Origin of the sequence: Rhizobium sp. BK251, assembly GCF_004345245.1 — a bacterium.
Classification (GTDB): Bacteria; Pseudomonadota; Alphaproteobacteria; order Rhizobiales; family Rhizobiaceae; genus Rhizobium.
The window spans coordinates 42,286-61,959 of record NZ_SLUQ01000006.1; the positions used below are offsets into that span (position 1 = coordinate 42,286).

The 19,674-nt window shown below is 60.1% G+C and carries 18 protein-coding genes; 2 read left to right on the forward strand and 16 right to left on the reverse strand.

The window, feature by feature from the left end; genetic code table 11:
- Positions 1–10 precede the first annotated feature (10 nt).
- The 13 genes from EV286_RS15825 to EV286_RS15885 all read right to left on the reverse strand — a co-directional run bounded on the left by EV286_RS15825 (position 11) and on the right by EV286_RS15885 (position 13,085).
- The gene (locus EV286_RS15825; protein WP_132958112.1) at positions 11–814 is read right to left on the reverse strand and encodes an SDR family oxidoreductase; all 804 of its coding nucleotides are present in this window, start codon (positions 812–814) and stop codon (positions 11–13) included.
- Between the two features lie 63 nt (positions 815–877).
- A complete protein-coding gene (locus EV286_RS15830; protein WP_132958113.1) occupies positions 878–1,273 on the reverse strand; it encodes a heme-binding protein in 396 nt (131 codons plus the stop codon).
- A gap of 165 nt (positions 1,274–1,438) precedes the next feature.
- Positions 1,439–2,329: an AraC family transcriptional regulator gene (locus EV286_RS15835; RefSeq protein ID WP_132958114.1), complete on the reverse strand. Its 891-nt coding sequence runs from the start codon at positions 2,327–2,329 to the stop codon at positions 1,439–1,441.
- Positions 2,330–2,885: 556 nt separating this feature from the next.
- On the reverse strand, positions 2,886–3,902 hold the full coding sequence (locus tag EV286_RS15840; RefSeq protein WP_132958115.1) for an SIS domain-containing protein: 1,017 nt from the start codon (positions 3,900–3,902) through the stop codon (positions 2,886–2,888).
- A 2-nt stretch (positions 3,903–3,904) separates the two neighbouring features.
- Complete coding sequence (locus EV286_RS15845) at positions 3,905–4,885, reverse strand: hypothetical protein (protein WP_132958116.1); 981 nt, start codon at positions 4,883–4,885, stop codon at positions 3,905–3,907.
- Positions 4,885–5,838, reverse strand: coding sequence for a carbohydrate kinase family protein (locus tag EV286_RS15850; protein ID WP_165932860.1), 954 nt, complete (start codon positions 5,836–5,838; stop codon positions 4,885–4,887). The genes EV286_RS15845 and EV286_RS15850 overlap by 1 nt, the downstream gene beginning before the upstream one ends.
- Entirely contained in the window at positions 5,835–6,812 is a 978-nt protein-coding gene (locus tag EV286_RS15855) for an ABC transporter permease (RefSeq protein ID WP_132958117.1), read from the reverse strand. The genes EV286_RS15850 and EV286_RS15855 overlap by 4 nt, the downstream gene beginning before the upstream one ends.
- The gene (locus tag EV286_RS15860) at positions 6,812–7,792 is read right to left on the reverse strand and encodes an ABC transporter permease (RefSeq protein ID WP_132958118.1); all 981 of its coding nucleotides are present in this window, start codon (positions 7,790–7,792) and stop codon (positions 6,812–6,814) included. The genes EV286_RS15855 and EV286_RS15860 overlap by 1 nt, the downstream gene beginning before the upstream one ends.
- 64 nt (positions 7,793–7,856) lie before the next feature.
- The gene (locus EV286_RS15865) at positions 7,857–8,840 is read right to left on the reverse strand and encodes an autoinducer 2 ABC transporter substrate-binding protein (protein ID WP_132958119.1); all 984 of its coding nucleotides are present in this window, start codon (positions 8,838–8,840) and stop codon (positions 7,857–7,859) included.
- A gap of 61 nt (positions 8,841–8,901) precedes the next feature.
- Positions 8,902–9,654, reverse strand: coding sequence for an ATP-binding cassette domain-containing protein (locus EV286_RS15870; protein ID WP_132958120.1), 753 nt, complete (start codon positions 9,652–9,654; stop codon positions 8,902–8,904).
- 2 nt (positions 9,655–9,656) lie between these two features.
- Positions 9,657–10,856 carry a PfkB family carbohydrate kinase gene (locus EV286_RS15875; protein WP_132958121.1) on the reverse strand — a complete coding sequence of 400 codons (1,200 nt, stop codon included), beginning with the start codon at positions 10,854–10,856 and terminating at the stop codon, positions 9,657–9,659.
- A 498-nt stretch (positions 10,857–11,354) separates the two neighbouring features.
- On the reverse strand, positions 11,355–11,684 hold the full coding sequence (locus EV286_RS15880; RefSeq protein ID WP_132958122.1) for a hypothetical protein: 330 nt from the start codon (positions 11,682–11,684) through the stop codon (positions 11,355–11,357).
- A gap of 354 nt (positions 11,685–12,038) precedes the next feature.
- Positions 12,039–13,085 (reverse strand): hypothetical protein, encoded by a 1,047-nt coding sequence (locus tag EV286_RS15885; RefSeq protein ID WP_132958123.1) that lies wholly within the window; start codon positions 13,083–13,085, stop codon positions 12,039–12,041.
- A 625-nt stretch (positions 13,086–13,710) separates the two neighbouring features.
- Here EV286_RS15885 and EV286_RS15890 point away from each other — a divergent pair.
- Together EV286_RS15890 and EV286_RS15895 are read left to right on the forward strand one after the other, a co-directional pair.
- Positions 13,711–15,186: an ATP-binding protein gene (locus EV286_RS15890; RefSeq protein WP_165932861.1), complete on the forward strand. Its 1,476-nt coding sequence runs from the start codon at positions 13,711–13,713 to the stop codon at positions 15,184–15,186.
- Between the two features lie 59 nt (positions 15,187–15,245).
- Complete coding sequence (locus EV286_RS15895) at positions 15,246–15,455, forward strand: cold-shock protein (protein ID WP_132958125.1); 210 nt, start codon at positions 15,246–15,248, stop codon at positions 15,453–15,455.
- Positions 15,456–16,188: 733 nt separating this feature from the next.
- Here the strand turns inward: EV286_RS15895 and EV286_RS15900 are convergent.
- The 3 genes from EV286_RS15900 to EV286_RS32500 all read right to left on the reverse strand — a co-directional run bounded on the left by EV286_RS15900 (position 16,189) and on the right by EV286_RS32500 (position 19,584).
- Entirely contained in the window at positions 16,189–17,334 is a 1,146-nt protein-coding gene (locus EV286_RS15900; protein WP_132958126.1) for an FAD-dependent oxidoreductase, read from the reverse strand.
- A 212-nt stretch (positions 17,335–17,546) separates the two neighbouring features.
- Complete coding sequence (locus tag EV286_RS15905) at positions 17,547–18,866, reverse strand: nucleotide disphospho-sugar-binding domain-containing protein (RefSeq protein ID WP_132958127.1); 1,320 nt, start codon at positions 18,864–18,866, stop codon at positions 17,547–17,549.
- A gap of 580 nt (positions 18,867–19,446) precedes the next feature.
- Positions 19,447–19,584, reverse strand: a complete 138-nt coding sequence (locus tag EV286_RS32500; RefSeq protein ID WP_245500722.1) for a hypothetical protein — start codon at positions 19,582–19,584, stop codon at positions 19,447–19,449.
- Positions 19,585–19,674: the final 90 nt, after the last annotated feature.

A 19,674-nucleotide genomic window follows, 5' to 3' on the forward strand; every position in this document is an offset into this window, starting at 1 on the left:
TATGTGCAATTCAGATCTGGTTTTCCCAGGCCGCCAGTTGGTGGTTCTTCAGCATGTCCTCGATCTTCTTCGGGACCACGTTGCGGAACCTGCCGGTGTCGCCCGGCACGATCTCGATCATCCGATCGACCATCTCCTGCGGGTCCATCTTGCCCTCGGGCGTCGCAAAGAAGTCGTCAAAGCCCTTGCGCAGGTCGGCACGCTTCGTGAAGTGCTTGCTGTCGTCCAGCCAGCGGAAGGGATTGTCGGCCATGGTCTCGTTGTAGCCGGTGTAGTAGGCGCCCGGATTGATCGTCTGGATCTTGATGCCGTAGGGAGCGAGTTCCTGCTGCAGTGCCTCGGCGATCGATTCCAGCGCGTGCTTGGTCGAGACATAGGTCCCCCAGTTCGCCGGCGTGAACAGGCCACCCATCGACGAGGTGAAGACCACCTTGCCCCTCTTGCCCTCCGAAACCCAGCGGCGCACGACGCCCTGCGTCAAGGTCAGCGGCAGGAAGACATTGACCTCGTAGTTCTTGCGGACGATGTCGATTGGGATCTCCCAGACCGGGCCCGCTTCGCCCATGCCGGCATTGTTCCACAAGACGTCGAAGTCCCACGACTGCGCCTGGGCGATGTCATAGGGGTCGGTCAGGTCGAGGCGCTCGACCCGAAAATTCTCGAGGCCCAGTGCCTTGGCCTCCTCGCGCAGCGGCGTGACCTGTGGCGAGACCTGCACGGTCGCGATGATGTTGTGGCCGTTCCTGGCCATGCCGATGGCGGCTGCCTTGCCGAAGCCGGAACCGGCGCCGGTGATCAGTATGGTCTTGGACATGTTCGTTCCCTTTCGTTGATCTACGTGCGGTCAAATTGCCTGGTCCGCCTGCGGGACCGGTGGTCAGAGGGCAGCGGCCGCCGCCTCGGCAATGTCGAGATCTTGGGCGACCGCACCGCCGGAGACGCCGACTGAGCCGATCAGGATGTTGCTTTCATTGGTGAGGGGGATGCCGCCAGCGAAGACGACGAGGCCGCCATTGGTCTGCTCCAGGCCGAACGAGGTGCCGCCAGGTTTGCAGAATTCACCGATCGCTTCGGTGCGCATGGAAAACAGCGCGGCCGTGCGGGCTTTGTTGACCGCGATGTCGATGGAGCCCAACAGGGCTCCATCCATGCGGACAAAAGCCTTCACATGGACACCGGCATCAAGGACGGCGATATTGACCGGAACACCTATCTCTTTTGCCCGCGCCTCGCCTGCGGCGATGATCCGGCGGGCGTCGTCAATGGTAATCATCTCCCTGTCTCCTCCTTTCGTTCGGGGATTGGTGCTCCCGTTCGATGAGACAGATGTATGCCGGAAAGGGCATTGCAGTATTTTCAGCTCTTGCTGCGCTCTTTGCAGATCTTGCGCTCTGGCGTGCCTTGCGCGGGAACAAAGAGCGCCTTTGGCAGGCGCATACTAGTGTCCGGTGACGAGCGCGCGGTACTGGCCGGGCGTCAAACCGGTCGCTTTGCGGAAGACGCGCGTGAAATTGGCCTGCGATCCGAAACCGGTGTCGAGCGCGATGTCAACAAGGGAGGACCGCGCGAGCCGCAGCTTCTCCTTGGCCGCCTCGACCCGTCGCTCGGTGACGTAGCGATGCGGGGGCAGACCGGTGGCCGCCCGAAACATCCGGGAAAAATGAAAGGGGCTGAGGCACGCCTCGGCGGCGAGGTCATCCAGCGAGATATCCGCCGCGATGCGGGCTTCGATGAAATCGAGGACGCGCTTCAGCCTCTTCGGATCGATGGTCGGTCCTCGCGTGGCCGGTCGCCAGCGGGTAGACGTATAGGTTCCCAGCAAATGCCCCGCCAGCGCCAGTTGGATCCCGTCGAGGAACAGCCGGTCTGTCGTTTCCAGCTTTCGATTCAACAAACCGCGAAAGAGCTGGCCGAACTGCAGCACCATGGGATCGGGGACACCGCCCGCATAGGCGAGTTGAACCCTGGCCGGATCGATGTCAAAGTTCGAAAGCGCGCTCTCACCGACGAGCGACGGCGGCACGAAGATGTGCAGGGACTCGGGCATGGTGCCGATGATTTCAACATCGCTCTCATGAACACCGGCGGGACATATCCAGGCGACGCCCGGACGAGCGATCGCCTCTCGCTTGTGACCGTCACCGGTCCACCTGATCTTCGACTGGCCCGAGAGCAGGACAGCTATTTCCGTGCATTCAAGTGTCAGGTCGACCTGCCAGCCCGGATCGAAACGCCGGAGCTCGACCTGCAGCGACGAGCATTCAACGAGCCCGCCCACTCGCTCGCTGGTCCGATACTTTCTGTCTCCCTGCGATTCCACGAAAGTCATGTCGCACCCTCGCCGTGAATATCAGTTCGAGATTTTGAATTTCTAGCATCAGTGGGCCGATTGCCACCCCACGCGACTGTCAATCTGCAATCGCCTTCGATTTACGGATGAATGGTTCCCGACGTAACGGAATTTCTGTCGGGGGCGTGCACATTGCAGTCGGGATTTTGGCGAAAGTTCACGCAAGTGCAAGTGCTCGCCTAAGCCCGAGTCCCACCGCGAGGGCGAAGGAAATTGGCTGAGCGCCCAGCAGCACCGGAGATAGCACTCCAATGAAGGCGGAAACTAGATGCCCGGCAATGACGGGTTTCATGCGGTTATCCGCCTCTTGGCGGAGGCCTGCGATTCTCCCGGACTGTCAGGACAGGACTGCGAAAGTTGATGCCACGTTCTTCGGACGCGCCTCGACTGTCTCGACAAATGGCGCCCCAGTGTATCAATACGGCGAGCAGTGCGGTCGCGCTCCCGTATGAGCCTCCCGACCGATGACAAAACGCCGATCCGATTTGACCGCGACGCCGGTCATCGGGCTTGAAGCAGCGCCCGGTTATTTTGCCTAGCGCGCCATGAGCATGGCCTGGATGGCTGCGTGGGCATCGCCATGGTCTCTGCCGGCTCTAGGCAACTCGAGCGCTAGCTTCCTTCTCTCGGCGATCTCCAAGCACAGGTTTTGGATTGTGAATGTCTGGGAAAGCACGCTCCGAAACGATTCCTCCCAAGTGCTGGTCACGCCCGGGCCGATTATCTCGGCACATGTCACAAAATGCGAAAAGCCCTCGACAACTTGGGCACCCCGCGCCGCACCAGCCGCGTTGCCTCCGAGGACGAGTAGCGTGTCCTGCTGCTCGACCATGAAATTCATCCCATGGATGAAGTTTTCCGTCTCCGCGGCAATCGCGACGAGACCACCCGCCTCATGGAATTTTGCAGCACCATATTCCGCCGATCCAAGGTCCGGTCCGGCGCCGAGCAGGAAAAGCTTGCCTGCCGGTTCCATACGGCTTGCGATGTCACGGGCACGGGCGGCGGCAACGGCGAGCATGGAAGGGATATCATTGAAGAGCGGCAGCACCTTTTCCGGCGGCATCGATCTCCAGGCAAGGGCGAGCTCCACCAGAGCCGCCAATGTCACGGCGTAGTCGAGCGTATGCGGCGTCTTGCGCGACAAAGGCGTGAACGGCAGAAGGATCGTGTCGGTGGCCGTCTGGTCGAGCGCGCTTGCGCTGCCGCAGGTAATCGCGATCACCCGGGCGCCCGCAGCCCGTGCCGCCTGCGCCGCCTCGACGGTCCGCTTCGTCCCGCCCGAAATCGAGGAGAGGATGACCGTGTCGTCCTCGCGAAACTGCGTGAAGCTCGCAAGCGTCATCGAGGTTGCGGGTACAACATCGACACCAAGCGCAGCAAAGACGCCACCGAGTGCCGCTGGCGCGAAGGCGGAATCCCCGCATCCACCGGCAAATATCCGGCCCTCAAGTGGCAAAATGCGGCGAACCTGGGTGGCGATCGGTTCGACGCATTGAGGAAGGATCTCGGCTTGGGCGGCAATCTCCCGCGACATCATTGTATTGATCATCTTCAATTCTTGCTGCCCATGAATGTTTCCTTGCCAAGCACCCAGATCGCTTGCGGCGGCACCATGCCGTGTTCCGTCAACAGGCCGGTGATCAGATGTGCCGGGATGACCTCGAGTTCCGGCGCACGCGTATCCGCAAGCTCGAGGCCCTTAATCTTCAGGCCGTCGAGCAGCGGATGATCGTAGCTCCTGACGGTCGGCGCCGGCCGGTGGCCCTCATAGCTACGCGTATCCAGTTTGAGCAGGTCGGTGCAGCCATAGACCTCGACGCCCTGGTCGCGGGCGAGACGGGCGATCATGCGGCTGCCGATCGTGTTGAGGAAACTGCCGTCGGCGCGCAGGGTTTCCACGCCGAGGAGAACTGTGTCGCACCACGCGAGCCCGTGTTCTATCGCGGCATCTGGGATGAACCGCACCGGCAGCCCGGCCGGCAGGAACTCCTCGAGATAGCGGGCGCCGCCGGCGATCGTCCGGCTTTCCGGAACCACGACGACAAGGTCGGATCTGGCGTTCGCGAGCGCAAGGATTATGGCTGCGACGGTGCTGGAATAGTCGAATGCCATGATGCCCTTGGCGCCGGAAAGGTGGCGGACGGCGCTGCTGACCAGCGCCTGCTTGCGCGCCGCAGCCGCCTTCGTCCAGTTACCGATCCGCTGCCGCAAGACATCGGCCTGCTCGTGCGCCGGGACCTCGTCGAGACCGGCAAGAAGAAGGGCCAGGCTGTTGCCGATAACCGGCGTGTCCTGGCCCCGGGTGCGCGAAATGAAGCCGGCGGCCAGTCGGGCACGGAGCAGCGCCTCACCCCTGTCCGGCACCGAATTGAGTATGTGGAGCAGCAATTCATTGCCCAGCGCCACATGTCTGCTGGCGCCGAGAACACCCTCATCGACGATCTGCCAGAGATAGTGCAGGGTCACGTCGTCAGGGCCAGACAAGCCGGCATTTTCCAGGTCTTCCCGGTGTTCGAAACGCCTTTCGGGCATCAGCGGCTCCTGCTCAGCACGTGCTGTTTTGCGATAGTCCGACCGGAGGAGGCAAGAAAGTCTTCCACGTCCTGCCGTTGCGGCATGGCAGCCTGCGCGCCGTAGTCCAGTGTGGCGAGCGCGGCAGCGGCATTGGCGAAAATCAGGCTTTCCTCGGCATCGGCGCCCTCCAGCCGGCGGGCGAGATAGGCGCCGGCAAAGCAGTCGCCGGCACCCGTCGTATCAATGGCCTTCACGGCGAAGCCGGATGCCTCAAGCGTGCCGTCGCTGGAAAGACGCCGGCAGCCGGCAGCACCCAGTGTCACGATGATCTCGCCGCCGGCTTTCAGCATGCCGGGTTCCAGTCGCCGTCCAAGGGCATGCGAGGCTGCCTCGAGGGCTTCACTGTTCAGAAACAGCGTATCGACCAGCTTCAATATCTGGGAGAGTCTTTGCGGCTCCCGGCGAACATCCGGCGGTTCCAGATCGAGAGACACCGAGATGGCGCGCTCGGCCGCCATCTGGAAAGCGCTTAGCGTGAGCTCCGCCGAGCCATAGGTCGCGTGGACGTGGCGCACATTCTCGAAAGCGGCGGATACCAGATCCTCCGGCCTTGGGAGATAGGCGTCGGTTTCGAGCTTGATCAGGGATTTCTCGCCGGAAGGCGAGAGAAGGATCACGCACATGAACGTGTTCACGCCCGCGACTTCCTTCACGAATTGCAGGTCGACGCCGTTCTCCTTAAGCTGTACGCGCGCTTCGCGGCCGGCGGCATCGTCGCCGACAGCCGCGAGAAGACGGGTGCTGCGACCGAGCCTTGAAAGGGCAACGGCGGAATTGGCGGACATGCCTCCCGGGCGCTGCCCCAGATTGCGACCCGCGACCTTCTGGTCGAAACCGGGAACGGCGGGCACGGAAATGAAAAGATCCACATCGAGATCGCCGATGCAGAGAACATCTATTTCGGTATTCACTGATTGATGCTCCAAAGTCTGCGCAGGTTCCCCGCGCGCGAGACCGACGCGATCAGCATCACGCCGATGATGCCAAGCTGCCAGGCAGGCGAGATGTTGGCCAGTTGCAAGCCGATCTGAAGGGTCGTTACGATCAGGATGGCGATGATCGTCCCGGGAATGCCCCCCGTACCGCCGAAAATATGGGTACCGCCCAGAACGGCGATCGTCACCGCCAGAAGTTCCATGCCCTTGCCGGCGTCCGGGCGGGCCGCGAGAAACCAGGACAGCGAGATGATGCTGCCGAGTGCCGAGAGAAAGCCGCTCAGCACGTAAAGCCCGACGCGCAGACGAACGACGTTGAGACCGGAAAGGTGTGCTGCGCGCTCGTCGTTGCCGCAGGCAACAATATGTCGACCGACGGTTGTGCGCTTCAGCATGACGTGGAGGACAAACGCCACCGGCAGAAGCACGAAGAGGAAGGCGTTCGGCATGCCAAGCGTCGTTCCCTGGCCGAGCCAGCCGAACGCCTGCGGAAAGCCACCGATCGGCGTCCCCTGCGTGGTCGCCAGCGCCACGCCGCCATAGGCGAACATCGTCGCGAGCGTCGCCATCAGCGAGGGGATATTGAGAACGTTGACGAGAATACCGTTCACAAGCCCGAGCAGGCCGCCGAAAAGCAGACCCGCGATGCAGGCCGGCCAGACGCCGAGGCCGGCCGCAACCAGAGCGCCGATGAAAACGCCGACCAGCGACACGATCGAGCCAACCGAAAGATCGATGCCGGGGCCGCCGGCCAGGATGATCAGGGTCTGGCCGAGGCCGAGCAGCCCGAGAATCGGCACGTATTGCAGCAGGTAGGGCAGGGTGCTCGCCTGAAGGAAATACGGTGACAGCAGGCTCATGGCGATGAGTGCGACCAGCCACAGGCAGAGCAGAAGCACCAGCCGGGCCTTGAGTGGGTCGCCCTGAAGGCGTGTCAACAGATTGGACATCAGAAACCTCTCGCTCGCTTTCGGTTGTGGAGTGCGTCTGCGGCGAGCACGATGATGAGCAGCGAGCCGATGATGACCGTCTCCCAGAGAGACGAAACACCGACCAGAACAAGCCCGTTCTGGATGACACGGATGAATATCACGCCGAGCAGCGTTCCGACGAGGCTGCCCACGCCGCCGCGTATGCTGGTACCCCCGAGGATCGTAGCGGCGATCGCTTCAAGCGCGATCGTGGTGCCGATATTGATCTCGACGTTGCGCAGGCGCGCGACATAGAGGAGGGCGGCGAACCCGGCGAGGCAACCGAGGAGGGCATAGGCGGCAATCTTCGTGCGATCAACGTTGATGCCCACGAGCCGCGCCGATGGCTCGCTGCATCCGATTGCGTAAAGATGCCGTCCGAATGACACCTGCCGCAGAAGCAGCCAGCAGACCGCATAGACGCAGGCGATGACGATCGCCGCGGCCGGGATGGAAAAGACCGACCCGTTAATCATCGGCGAGAGCGTGCCGGGCAGGCCGGAGATCCAGGCTCCGCCAATGACGAGGAACATCACGGCCGAGAAGATATACATGGAGCCAAGCGTCGCAATGATCGGCGGCACCTTCAGCTTGGTCGCGAGGAAACCGTTCCAGCTTCCCAGGAGCGTGCCCGTCAGCAGGCCGAGCGGGGCAACGACGATCGAGGGTAGCCCGGCCTGGTAGCCCTTGCCGATGATGATCGCCGACACCGCAAGGATGCCGCCGACACTGACATCGATGCCTCCCATGATGATCACCAATGTCATCCCGGCGCTGACGATCGCCAGTTCCAACGCCGTCCTTAGCATCTGAATCAGGTTCAAGGACGTCAGAAAATAGGGAGAGGCGAAAGAGAATGCCGTCCCCACAACGAGGATGGCGATCAGAAGAGCCAGTTCGCGCGTGGCAGTCGGCGAGGCCAGGCGCAGGGCCGGGCGGAGGGCGGTAGCATCTTGCATTGTCACGGCTTCCGATTTCTCCCGGCAAAGCGACGTGGCTTTGCCGGGATGACGACGGGTTGGATCAGAAGTTGAAGTCGGCGATGTTGTCCTTGGTGAAAACCATCGGCGCGCCAAGGAGAAGGATCTTGTCGTCGGGCATCCACTTCACATCCGCGTCCAGTCCGTCAACCTTCGGCGAGGTGTCGAACTTGGCGCTATCGGCGATCTGCTTACCCGCCCACACGGTGAGGTAGCCGAGGTCGGAGGGGTTCCAGAGGACGGTGTAGGTCATCGCACCGCTGGTCACATAGTCGCGCACCGTGTTTGGCGAGCAGAAGCCGGTGGTGACGATTGTGCCTGTACGGCCGGCAGCCTCCACGGCCTGGCCAATGCCGGGGCATGTGGTCGAGGCGATGCCGATGATACCCTTCAGATCCGGATTGCGGGTCATGGCGTCCGTCGCGAACTGGAAGGCGCGCGCGGCCGTGCCGTCGGTATGGTCGACGGAAACGATCTGCAGATCTGGATAGGTCGACTTTGCGCGCTCCTGGATCGCGGCGATCCAGTTGTTGAGGCTAGCAATCGTCGGCGCATCCGAGATGATGGCAATCTTGCCTTCCTTGCCGACGCGTTTGACCATCTCGTCGAGGATCGTGTAGCCGAGATCCTTGTCCATTGCCTGAGCGACATAGAATTCGCGGTCGCTGCCGGCGGCATCGGCATCGGACGTGATGACGTGCACGCCCTTCTTTGTCGCCGCCGCGATTGCCGGCTTCAGGGTTTCGACATCAACCGGCGAAACGCCGACGACGTTGAAGCCCTGGTTGACGAAGCTTTCGAAAATGCGGAGCTGATCAGCGGAATTGGTCGTGGTTGGCCCCTGCTGGACATAGTCAACGCCGAACTTTGCTGCGGCCTTCTTCGCTCCTTCCTCCATCGCGACGTAGTAGGGAATACCCTGGATCTGCGGAACGAAGGCCACCCGCACGTCGGCGGCATGGGCGCTCAGGATGACAGCAGCATTCGCGGCCAGGCCGATGAGGGCGGACTTGATGATATTCTTCATGTTTCAGTTCCCTTTGTTTTTTGTTGCGGCGAACCGGCGGACCGGCAATGCTTTCAGCGCCTCATGAGGCAGCGGCGCGGACTTCATGGGCCCCCGTGATGAGGCCGATGATTTCTTGGGGTGTGGTTTTGCGGGTCTCGCGCACAGCGATGCAGCGTCCGTGGCGCATGACGGAAATGCGATCCGAGACTTCGAAGACGTCCTGGATATTGTGGGAGATCAGGACGACGGACTTGCCCTGCCGGCGCAGGCGAACGACGAAATCGAGAACCTTGCGGACTTCTGCGACGGCAAGTGCCGCGGTCGGTTCGTCCATGATGATGAGGCGGGCATCCATGTTGAGCGCACGGGCGATTGCCACACCCTGCCGCTGTCCCCCGGACATCGATTCCACCCAGCTGTCGATGCTCGGCACATGCACGTCGAGCTGGTCCAGGAGTTCGGCGGTACGCTTGCGCATGGCCGGCAGGTCGAGAAATGGAATGCCGAAGCGCGGTCGCTTGATTTCACGGCCGAGGAAGATGTTGTCGACCACGGTCATCTTTCCCGCTAGCGCCAGTTCCTGGTAGATCGTGGCGATGCCGCTTTGCCAGGCATCCTGCGGCGAGCGGAACCGGACGATCTCGCCGAGCATTCGGATCTCACCCTCGTCCGGCGTGTGTGCACCTGACATCGTCTTGATAAGGGTGGACTTGCCGGCGCCGTTATCGCCGACGAGCGCCATGACCTCGGAATCGGCGACTTCGAAATCGACGTGGTTGAGCGCGGTCAATCCACCGAAGCGCTTTACGATTCCCGACATCTTGAAGACCATATCTATCCCCTGTTTTGAGCTGGCGTTCTTGTTTGCGCCGCGGCTGAGGTGAGTGCGGCTTCGAGTTCCGCGAATGTTGAAATGCGACCCTGTGCTCCCTCGGCAGTGGTCGCCAGGCTTCCGGCAATAGCCGCGTGGCGGGCAGCATCCTCAAGCGAGGCGCCGTGGAGCCAAAAGCTTAGGAATACGCCGGCAAAGGCATCGCCGGCGCCGGTTGCGTCTACCCTTTCGACTGGGAGGGCGGGAACCTCGATCTGCGGTCCGCCGCCCTTGCGGAAGACGACTGCGCCGAATTCCCCGAGCGTAAGGACCACGTCGCCACGCTGTTTGACGCGCGACAGCAAATCGTGGGTCTGCTGGATCATGGTCGCGACCGGGGTGCGGAAGTCGAAGATTTCCCGCAGCGTGACATCGTTGATGAAGGTCAGATCGATGTGTCTGACCAGATCCATGAACGCCTCCGGCGTCCTGGAACTCTCCGGCAGACCCGTGGAGTGCAGGCTGATTTTCCAGCCGGCATTATGGAAACGCTCGATCGAGCCGATCATGCGCTCGTAGTGGTAACCCTCGACGTGAAGGCAGGCGGGCCGCGCTTCGGGCAGCACCTCCATATTGGCAGTGAGGTCGACTTCGCTTAGCTCAAAGGGCTCGTTAATGATCGTGCGACTGCCGTTGAGCTCTATGATAACGATCGCCCGCGACAGGCGATTGTTGAGCGAGCGGCGGATGGGGAGTGCATGGACGCCGCGTCCCGAAAGCTCGGCCAAGGCCCAATCGCTGTCGGGATCATCGCCGACGGCTGTTGCAAGTTCGACATTCAATGCGAAGGGTGAGCCGACGCCGGCGGCGGCGACCGCGACGTTTGCCGCCGGTCCGCCCAGCGCCTTTTCGATGTGGCGCGCGGTGATGCGATCGTCGCGGTGGGGTAGGACGCTGACACGGCAGAGATAATCGACACTGATGTAACCGACGACCAGGAGCCTCGGCAAGCCTGCGATATCGCGCGACGTGCCGGCGTCGCGACCTGAAAGCGAGCGCGCAACGGCGCTCGGCCTGTAGGTGAGTGCTGCGATGGCCTTTTCGATGCGCGCACGCGTTGTCTCTCTAACGACCGCCGTGCCGTTGATGTAATTCGACACCGTGCCGATGGAAACGCCTGCGGCGTGTGCGACATCGCTAATGGTGGGGCGCTTTCGTTGCATTAAGGCAATCCAATTGAAGCGCTTCAACGTTAGCCATCAGTCGTCAGAGCCTCAACAGATTCATATTCTAAATATCCCACGCAGCGACCTTCTGGCATCGAGATGCCAAGCCCCGAGCAGGATTCGATTGCTAATGGCGCAAGATTTTTGAATTTTTTTCAAAGCGAAAGGCGCCCGTCGGTGGCCGCGAGTGCTCAAATCGCAAGCATCGGAATTCCTGCCTAGAAAATGGCCTTAGTCAAATGTCAGGAGGGCCCAAGACGCATTGTAGCTCTCTCTCGACATCCTCCTGGATGGCATTCACGGCCATGACTATGTCGACCGTCTTTGATGCCATCCGGTTTCTTCGGCCAGCTTCCCGATGTCAGCAATGTGATCCGCCACCGCCGTCCTTGCCCAAGATACCGATCGTATTCGATCAGGTGAATGTTCGAGCGCGTCTGCCTTCCGCTCCGCGCTCCTCAACAATCTTCTGCACGCTCACATGCTTCCCGACGATCAGTAGCATACCTCTATCCTGACGGGATGGCCGAGGCTGTTGCGGGTCCATTGCCACTGGCATTGGTCATAGTAATAGTCGTCGTCATCGCCAAAGAAGAACGGCCTGTGGTCGCGGAAGCGGCCAGCAAAGTGATCGCCACCAAACGAGCGGTTTCCCCCTCCGCCGAAGTGACTGCTGCTCATACCAAATCCGCCCTCGTGCCCGCCACCACCGTGGCCACCGCCGCCACCGCCATGGGCTAGTGCGGGTGTTATTGATGCCATGGAACCGACTGCGAGTGTCAAAGCGATCAGACTTGTCGCTGCGATCTTACGAAGCGTGGACATGATGTTTATCCTTCAGAGAGGCTGTATGTAGCCACCCAATATATGGGCAGCGGCAAGGGCATCTGCTCGCCACAATCCAGTGGTTTCGTTCACTTCTGTTCACGTCTCGTCCCCGCGAAAAATAGCGTCGGTGATTGCTCGCGATTGGGCCCGCACGCTCACCTATATGTATTGTCAGCGGAGACGGTAATGAACGAGTGCTGAGTTCAGCAGTCCACGACCGGAGCGCAAACTTTATACAATCCTCGTTACAATTCATCCCCAGCCCGCTGACCCGAACGGCGAGTGAGCCGCCAAAGGTCGCTTTGCCGATTCACCGTTGCCTGGCCGTGACCCGAGGCACGCACCACACAACTACTGCAGAACCTTGACCAAGCCTTCCCAGGAATTGACACTCAATGCCCGGTATATGGCTTTCAGATGCTTCTTCATCGCTTCCTTACTGATCCCGGTAGTGTCCAGATAATCGGCGCGTGAGCCGCCTTCTGCTGCGAAAAGCGCTATTGATCGTTGCAGAGGCGAAAGCGAGAGACCGAGAATATCCTGGATCGTTCTCAGGCGTCTGGGCAGTTCCATGGCGAGTGAGATAAGAATCCGATCCTCTGCGCCTGCGGAGGTTCCGTTCATCGGCGTAGCGATCAATCGCAATCGGCCCAAGGGAATGTCAAGGACATCCTCGGCCGTCGTCGAAGTCTCAAGGCGGCGACAGAGTTCTTGCGCAAAGCGCGGCGGCAGCGTTGTCGATCCCGAGCGGCGTATGTCCTGACCAATGATTGCGCAGGCCTCCAGGAGCCGGGGGGCTTCTCCGGACATGGCAAACAGCCTGCTGCCGGTAGGATCGACGAGCATGTGACCGGGGAGATTCGATCGTTCCCATCGACCGTCAGGCAACTGGGACTCGATGGCACGTTGAAGATGGGGCTGAGCCTCCATCAGGTAAGCTTCATCAGCGTGCGTGAATGGCTTCCGCCGTTTACGAAACAACACGACAACCGCTCGGGGACGATTTTCGACTAGGACCTTCATGTTCAACTTGGCGAGGTGCTCACCCGCCTTCATCAGCAGACTAAAGGTCTTTGCGCAAAAATAGTCTCGTCGGGGATTCATCAAAACACTGGCGGGCCGATCCTTCTCCAGCGAGAACGACACGCCGTCTTCGAAAGGATTGGCAAAGAACCGCTCATAGCCTTCGCCAAACAACTGGGCCGCACAATCCGGCGTGCTTTCGTGGAACAGGCCTGCGGGCAACCCCTCTTCGTCCAACCAAAACAGCAACACGGCTTCTGCCCGCAGCAATTCGCGCAGTATCCCGCATACCGCAGGAGCAATCGGTCCAAGGCCTGCGCCGGCGCGGCAGAGGAGATCAAGTTCCTGCCATCTGCGTTTGCTTCGATAACTCATGAGCCTTACCCAAGCTGCAATGAGCCAATTGCGGACACCACGCTTCGTCGCAACAGACTCGTCTATGATGTTGAAGAAACGATAGAAAGGCGGAGATTCACGATCAATTCACGATGTTAAGAATGACATATATTTGAGTATCTGAGGTCGCACGCGTCCCAGCGAAATATTGAGGAAAGGGGCCTCAGGTTTCAAAGCTGACTTCCCCCTGAATCCAGGTACTTCGCGGTCGAAGTCACATAGGGTCGCCGTCGAATCTCGCGATCGGTCGAATGCAATTCCCTCCCAACTCGGGGAATATTCTCGACGGCGAGAAAGCAATAAAAACTACTTTCAAACGTTCAACCGCGACGCCCCCTCGTCGATAACGCGATTTTCATCAGCTGGTCTCGGCCTCTCATACTTTGTTGCTTGTAATTGGAGCCCTTCGCCATGTCGCCAGTCATCGCCCCGCGCGCGATACGGGTTAGAGTATTCAAAGCATGGACTTTGATGACGTGTGCCGCGGGCTTGACGTTGTCAGCTAAGGCGCACCGGTCGCCTCCCATTTGCCCATTCGGGCGACGCAATGGGATGTCGAGCCATAAGCGTCAAGTGTGACATTGCCCAGAGTTTGGAGACGTTGATGCTTGTGACCTCACGAGAATCCGACACAGTCTCTGTGCCCGAGACGAATGGTGCACGATATGGACTAACGGTGCTCGCGGTGGCGCTGACCCTGCCGGTAGCGATCGCTCTGGATCGTCAAGGGATTCCCACGGCCTTTGCCCTTATGTTGCTCACCACCATGTTCGCGGTCTGGAGATTCGGCATCGGACCTGGTCTGCTGGCGGCCGTGCTCGCGATTTTCTGCATCCGGTTCTTTTTTCTGGAGCCCCGTCATACGATAGACCCACGCCTCCTGGCCGACGAGGGGCTCAGACGCTTCTTGCTCTACTCGGAGTCTATCCTGCTGCTCTGGTTGCTCGGATCGGCCCAGCGACGCGCGCAGGAAAAATTGAAGAGAAGCGAGCGGTTTCTTACGGACGCCCAGATGCTCAGCCGAACGGGAAGCGTCAGCTTCGTTGCTCCCGAAGGAGATGTCTTCTGGTCGGCGGAGACCTGCCGAATTTTTGGCTTTGGGTCTGAAACCTCGCCCACGGTACAAAGGATGCTCGATCGCATCCACCCGGACGACATAGCCAAGGCACGACGCGTCTTTTACGCGCCGTCCGAGCCCAGCGACGCCATCGAACTTGAGCACCGGATCATTACGCCGAGTGGATGCACCAAGCATCTGAGAATATACGGTACGGCAGTGCGCCATCACGACGGGCGGATTCGGGTCTTGGCCGCCATGATGGATGTTTCGGAAAGCAAGCGCATGAGCGAATCTCTCCGGAAGGCTCAGGCCGAGCTTGCTCACACCGCAAGGCTTACCACCATGGGCGAACTCGTCGCCTCCATCAGCCATGAAGTCAACCAACCGCTAAGCGCCATGAAGCTCAGTGCGCAGGCGGGCTTGCGGTGGCTTGATCGTGAATCTCCGGATTTGGAGAGGGTCGGCGCAAGCCTCAACCGGGTCGTCGAAAACGCAAGGCGCGCCGAAGACTTGATCTCGAAGCTTCGCAACATGGCAAGAAAAGGTGAAGTTGCAGCGACACCGCTGGACCTCAACAAGATTGCCGGGGACGTCGTGGAACTGCTGCATGGTGAGGCTGCCGAGCGCGGTATTGCATGCCTGACCGATCTCGAGCCGAATCTGCCAGCCGTAAAAGGTGACGAAGTCCAGTTGCAGCAGGTCGTCGTGAATTTCATGATGAACGCCTTTGACGCAATGGCAGCGGTCACTGGCGAGGATCGCCAGATAACCATTCGATCGCGTCGTCGCGCCGCCAGTGTTGAGCTTGAAGTAACAGACGGCGGCCCGGGCATAGAAGCCGGCATGCAGGATCGGCTCTTCGACGCCTTTTTCACGACGAAGAGCCACGGAATGGGCATGGGCTTGTCGATCTGTCGCTCAATTGTCGAGGCGCACGACGGCAAAATCGAGGCCTTCAATAACGAATATCGCGGAGCGACGTTTCGGATTTCCCTGCCACAGATGTCGGTGGGGAATTAGTGGTTGCCAGCACGTACGGCAACGATCAATGCAACTAGATGAGCAATGTGAGGTGAACATTGGCGACAGGCAAAGTTAAGTGGTTCAATCAGGAAAAGGGCTTCGGGTTCATTACACCGGATGACGGAAGTTCCGACGTCTTTCTGCACATCACAGCCGCGCACCGGGGCGGCATCGACGCTGTAACCGAAGGAATGCAGCTAGCGTTTGAGGTTGCGCAGGATCGCCGCACCGGAAAGACGTCAGCGGACAGCGTGCGAGCAATTTGACGGCGACTTGGGTTTCCAGAATGAAGCGGCCTTTCACCCAGATGGGCCGCTTCCCTCGGCAACACGAGATGCGCGTTGCGCCAGCGACGATAGGTCGGATGGAACCGCAGAAGATCGGTCAAAGCCCAGATCGTCGACCTCGACCCACTTATTTGATCATGGCCGCGTCAAAATTTTCGATTCGCAATGCCATGCAATGAACTGTTGACGGCGCAAGCGAAATCACGCGACCGCCGCGCCCCCAATCCCGCAAAAGGGGTCATCGGATCGGCGCCGCGAAGTTCGTGGTTTTCATGCAGCGGACCATCAGACAAACCGCAAAACGCACCAATGGCTCGGCAACGAGGCTGACAATGAATCCGAAACTATTATTCATACTTGTACTAACCGTGACCCTTGGCAGTGTCGCTGGAGCAGCGATCAGCATGGCCGACCTGCTTCACGTTTCATGGTGACGCAATAGACGTATCCCCGCCGTCGCTTGATCGACGACTTGGTTTGCACGCGTAGCGGGCCGCGATGCAGTGGCCACGCCGCCAGCGAGGGACTGATGAGGGAGAATATGCATCTTAGGCTTCCTTCTGTTCGTTCTACGTCAGCTTTTAGGAAGCGACGAATTGCGATGACCGCGGTCGTTTCAATGAGCGGCCTTTATGGCGGCCGACAATGGTTTGCCGGCCGCTTGCTTTGATCATTGAGGGAGATTGGCCCCTAGCGGCTGAGCGACGTGATGTTACCGCTCTGCCTCAGACGTTCTCGAGCCTGAGGACGGCGGCAGAAGCGCACGGGTCAACGGTGCGTATGTCTTGCGATACAACGCGTTACCGAACAGTCGCAGCACTGCATTCCGCAGGGCGCGTGAACTGTTCCTAAGCTTGTCGCGGTCTTGCGACTTCTTCTGCACCCATGCGATCCGTTCGATACGCGCGTCGTGAAACCGTTGGAGAGCCTCTTCAATCTGTCCCGGCCGCGACAGCATCTCCGCCAGCACAATCGCGTCTTCGATAGCCATGCCCGCTCCCTGTGCCATGCTGGGAGAGGACGCATGGCCGGCGTCGCCAATAAGAATAAGGCCATCCTTGATCCAGCGTTTTGCTGGGACTTCCTGCAACTTGGCGCGATGGATGCGGGTCTCGGGATCAAGGGCGGCGACGACTGCGCCAAGTGGACCGCGGAAATCGCAGAAGAGGCGCTTGAGGGTGGCGAGGGAGCCGTCGCCGAACTCGTCAGTGCCGCAGTCCGCGTAGATGTATGTTTCGCTTTTACTGATCGGTATGCCCAGCAGCGTGCGCCCTTTGCCGAGCATCGCCGTCCAGCCGACAATCTCGCCATTGTTCGGAACGACGAGCCGCCAACAGGAGATGCCAACCTCGCGAGCTTCATCGGCGCCGAACGCCATGTTTCGAAGCAGCGAGTTGACCCCCGCCGCACCAATTACCAAATCGTATTTCTCTTCACGACCGTCGGAAAACCGAACAATTCGCCTGTCCGCGCGAGAGGCGATCGAGGTGACCTCCAGGCCGTACCTGACGGCGCCCGGATCCAATGATTTCTGCAGGACGTCAACCAGTGACTGTCGTGAAAGGGCCAGACACGGACCGCAGTTCTTCCACACGTCGTCGGTGCGCACGTGGTTGAGAACGGCTCCTGACGAGGACAAAATCCGTTGCGTCGCAATCGGATAGGCGAGGGACCTTGTCTCGTCCAGCAATCCCAGGTCGCCGAGCGCCCGCGAGGCGTTCCCGAGGAGGAAGATACCTGCTCCTTCCGTCGGAGGCTCCTGCCGCCGCTCGATGACGTCGCATTCCAACCCCTTCAGCGCCAAGGCCCGCGCCGTGGACAATCCAGCTATTCCAGCACCGACAATCAGTATTTTCATCGACAATTCCTGCGTAGGTTATTCGCGGTTGAGTCGAATCCGCGCATCTGGGTCTTTAGATGATCCGAGCCGCTTCCCGACGGTCAGCTCGCGCGCTAAACGGGATTTTCCGGTTTCAAATGCAACACGAGGCCTTGCCGGCAGATAAAGCTCCTCAACGAACCCTGTCGCAGCGGAGCTCGCCTCAAATCGATGTGGGGCGGGCGACGGCGCTAGACTGTATGTCCCGCCCGCGCTTCTTCTTTTTGTGCCACGACGGTTGCAAGGCTTCTCTCGATCCTCGCCATACCGTCGATCCTGCCAAACTCATCCTGCAGCGCCTGTGCTCGGTCTCGGAATGTGCTTTCGGCAAAGATACGTCGATACGCGTCCCTGATAGCCTGCGGCGTCGGGGAGCCGGTCTGAAGGTTGATGCCCACTCCTGACCACGCAATGCGGGCGGCGACCTCCGGCTTATCTTCGGTCGATCCGGCAACAATGATCGGCACGCCGGCCGCTAGCGCCTGAGTGACTGTTCCATAGCCACCGTTCGTGATCAGCAGGTCGATTTGAGGCAGCAGCCAATCGAATGGCAGATAAGACGCAATGCGTGCGTTGCGTGGAATGTCACCGCCGATTGCATCGGCGTTGCGGCCGCCGGCCGTGACGATTACCAGGGTATCGGGCTCATCCGCCAGAGCATCCAAAGTCGGTTGAACGAGCGCCTTGAAATCCTCGTTTGCCACCGTTCCTTGCGTCACGAGAACAACACGTTCGAACTGAGCGACATCGCCCGCCCAAGACGGCAATTGTGTATTCGACGGAACTTGCGGGATCGCGCCCGTAAAGATTATGTTGGTTGCGGCAACGTCCTGCGGGTATTCGAATGACGGGACTGTCATCTGCCAGTAGGCATCCGCTCTTAGCGTTCCGACATTGCCGAAACTTGTGCCCGCCGCGTCGATGCCGAGTTTATCGAGCTCTCGAGCATACAGGTCCTGGAGCGGCTCACGGGCCTTGGCTACGCTGGGCAGCGCCTCGTTTCGGTAGGACAATCGAGTCGCTTCATCGGTCGCAAAGGGCAGGGCGGGACCATGGGGGGCATGATCCTGACGTGGTGTGGTAAGGAAGGTAATGCCGCAGCCGATTAGGGCTGGACGCTCGTATCGCGGTTGGAACAAAAACGGGATCGCGCCAAAAAATAGCTGCTCGTAGACGATCGCATCCGCGTCGAACGCCTCCAGCACCTGTTGCAGGCGATGATAGTGGCTCGCCATTGGACCGATGAAGAACGAGGTAAAGTCGAAAACGACTCGCTCGATGCCAGCCGAACGCTGTTTCCTCTCGGGAAAGGCGCGATCTAGATCGCTTGCATCGAAATCAACCTCTGAAGGAAACGCGAAAGCGTCTATGCCCGACTGCCGCACGGTTTGAAGCATCGCAGTGCCCGTATAGAAAGCGGCATCGTACCCGCGTTGGGAAAGTTGATGGGCAACGCCAAGCAGGGGATTGACGTGGCCGCCAAAGGGCGCTGCAGCGAAGAGTATTTTCATGGAAATGTTCTCTCTGAGCTAAATTCATTTTACTTGGAAATCGCAGGCACCCTGGGTGCCATGGGTTGTCTTTTAGCGAGGAACGAGACCGTTAAGATTGTAGAAGGCATCGGAAATTTCGGGCGTTATGCGCAAATACCCAGTGGGCTGGCTCTGGGAAGGCAGGCACGATTATTGAGAGCGAGCCTTCTGCGTATGCTTCCACGGATGGCAAACCAGCGTGACCGCGAGCTAGTCCTCGGCGTCGCGCCCGCTTTCCCGGCGACGACCAACAGCCAGATCACGCGGGGCCATGGCCGATGCCAGGCACACTCCAGAGTTGGCCACCTAGTAAAGGCGTCGCCCAGCCGTTCCGACGCACCTGGGTCATTCTCGTGATGCGTCCCGACGGCGGCGGAGTCGGTTCTTCTGAGGGCCGACAACCGCCGCCGCACGATGCCCATTTCTTCGCTTGAGCTGCGACGCTTTCGGCGTTTCGGGCGGCGTCCATGATCACCGCTGCAACCCGTTTTGGACAAGCTTCAAACACATCATGGCCGACGCCATCGATGATGGTCGTGTGACTGTTGGCGCGAGCATATTACCAGCGCTCGAGATCGGGATTGATGATCTTGTCATCGGCGGCAACGATTGCCCAGCTCGGCTTTGTCTTCCAGGCGGCCGCAGTCAGCGGCGTGGTGAAGACTTGGACTGCAGCCGGCACCTGGGAGCGCGCCATGAACTCTGCTCGCGCGGCCGGCAGGTTCGGCGCAAACAGTTTCCGAAACAAAGCTGGGTCCAGATAAGTGAAATTGTCGGGTGTCTGCTT

Coding starts and splice junctions, on each gene's coding strand:
- EV286_RS15835 (WP_132958114.1), bottom strand. CDS start 2,329: ATGACTTTCGTGGAATCGCAGGGAGACAGAAAGTATCGGACCAGCGAG.
- EV286_RS15825 (WP_132958112.1), bottom strand. CDS start 814: ATGTCCAAGACCATACTGATCACCGGCGCCGGTTCCGGCTTCGGCAAG.
- EV286_RS15830 (WP_132958113.1), bottom strand. CDS start 1,273: ATGATTACCATTGACGACGCCCGCCGGATCATCGCCGCAGGCGAGGCG.
- EV286_RS15890 (WP_165932861.1), top strand. CDS start 13,711: ATGCTTGTGACCTCACGAGAATCCGACACAGTCTCTGTGCCCGAGACG.
- EV286_RS15900 (WP_132958126.1), bottom strand. CDS start 17,334: ATGAAAATACTGATTGTCGGTGCTGGAATAGCTGGATTGTCCACGGCG.
- EV286_RS15840 (WP_132958115.1), bottom strand. CDS start 3,902: ATGATCAATACAATGATGTCGCGGGAGATTGCCGCCCAAGCCGAGATC.
- EV286_RS15860 (WP_132958118.1), bottom strand. CDS start 7,792: ATGCAAGATGCTACCGCCCTCCGCCCGGCCCTGCGCCTGGCCTCGCCG.
- EV286_RS15885 (WP_132958123.1), bottom strand. CDS start 13,085: ATGAGTTATCGAAGCAAACGCAGATGGCAGGAACTTGATCTCCTCTGC.
- EV286_RS15875 (WP_132958121.1), bottom strand. CDS start 10,856: ATGCAACGAAAGCGCCCCACCATTAGCGATGTCGCACACGCCGCAGGC.
- EV286_RS15855 (WP_132958117.1), bottom strand. CDS start 6,812: ATGTCCAATCTGTTGACACGCCTTCAGGGCGACCCACTCAAGGCCCGG.
- EV286_RS15880 (WP_132958122.1), bottom strand. CDS start 11,684: ATGTCCACGCTTCGTAAGATCGCAGCGACAAGTCTGATCGCTTTGACA.
- EV286_RS15865 (WP_132958119.1), bottom strand. CDS start 8,840: ATGAAGAATATCATCAAGTCCGCCCTCATCGGCCTGGCCGCGAATGCT.
- EV286_RS15905 (WP_132958127.1), bottom strand. CDS start 18,866: ATGAAAATACTCTTCGCTGCAGCGCCCTTTGGCGGCCACGTCAATCCC.
- EV286_RS15870 (WP_132958120.1), bottom strand. CDS start 9,654: ATGGTCTTCAAGATGTCGGGAATCGTAAAGCGCTTCGGTGGATTGACC.
- EV286_RS15845 (WP_132958116.1), bottom strand. CDS start 4,885: ATGCCCGAAAGGCGTTTCGAACACCGGGAAGACCTGGAAAATGCCGGC.
- EV286_RS32500 (WP_245500722.1), bottom strand. CDS start 19,584: ATGGCGCGCTCCCAGGTGCCGGCTGCAGTCCAAGTCTTCACCACGCCG.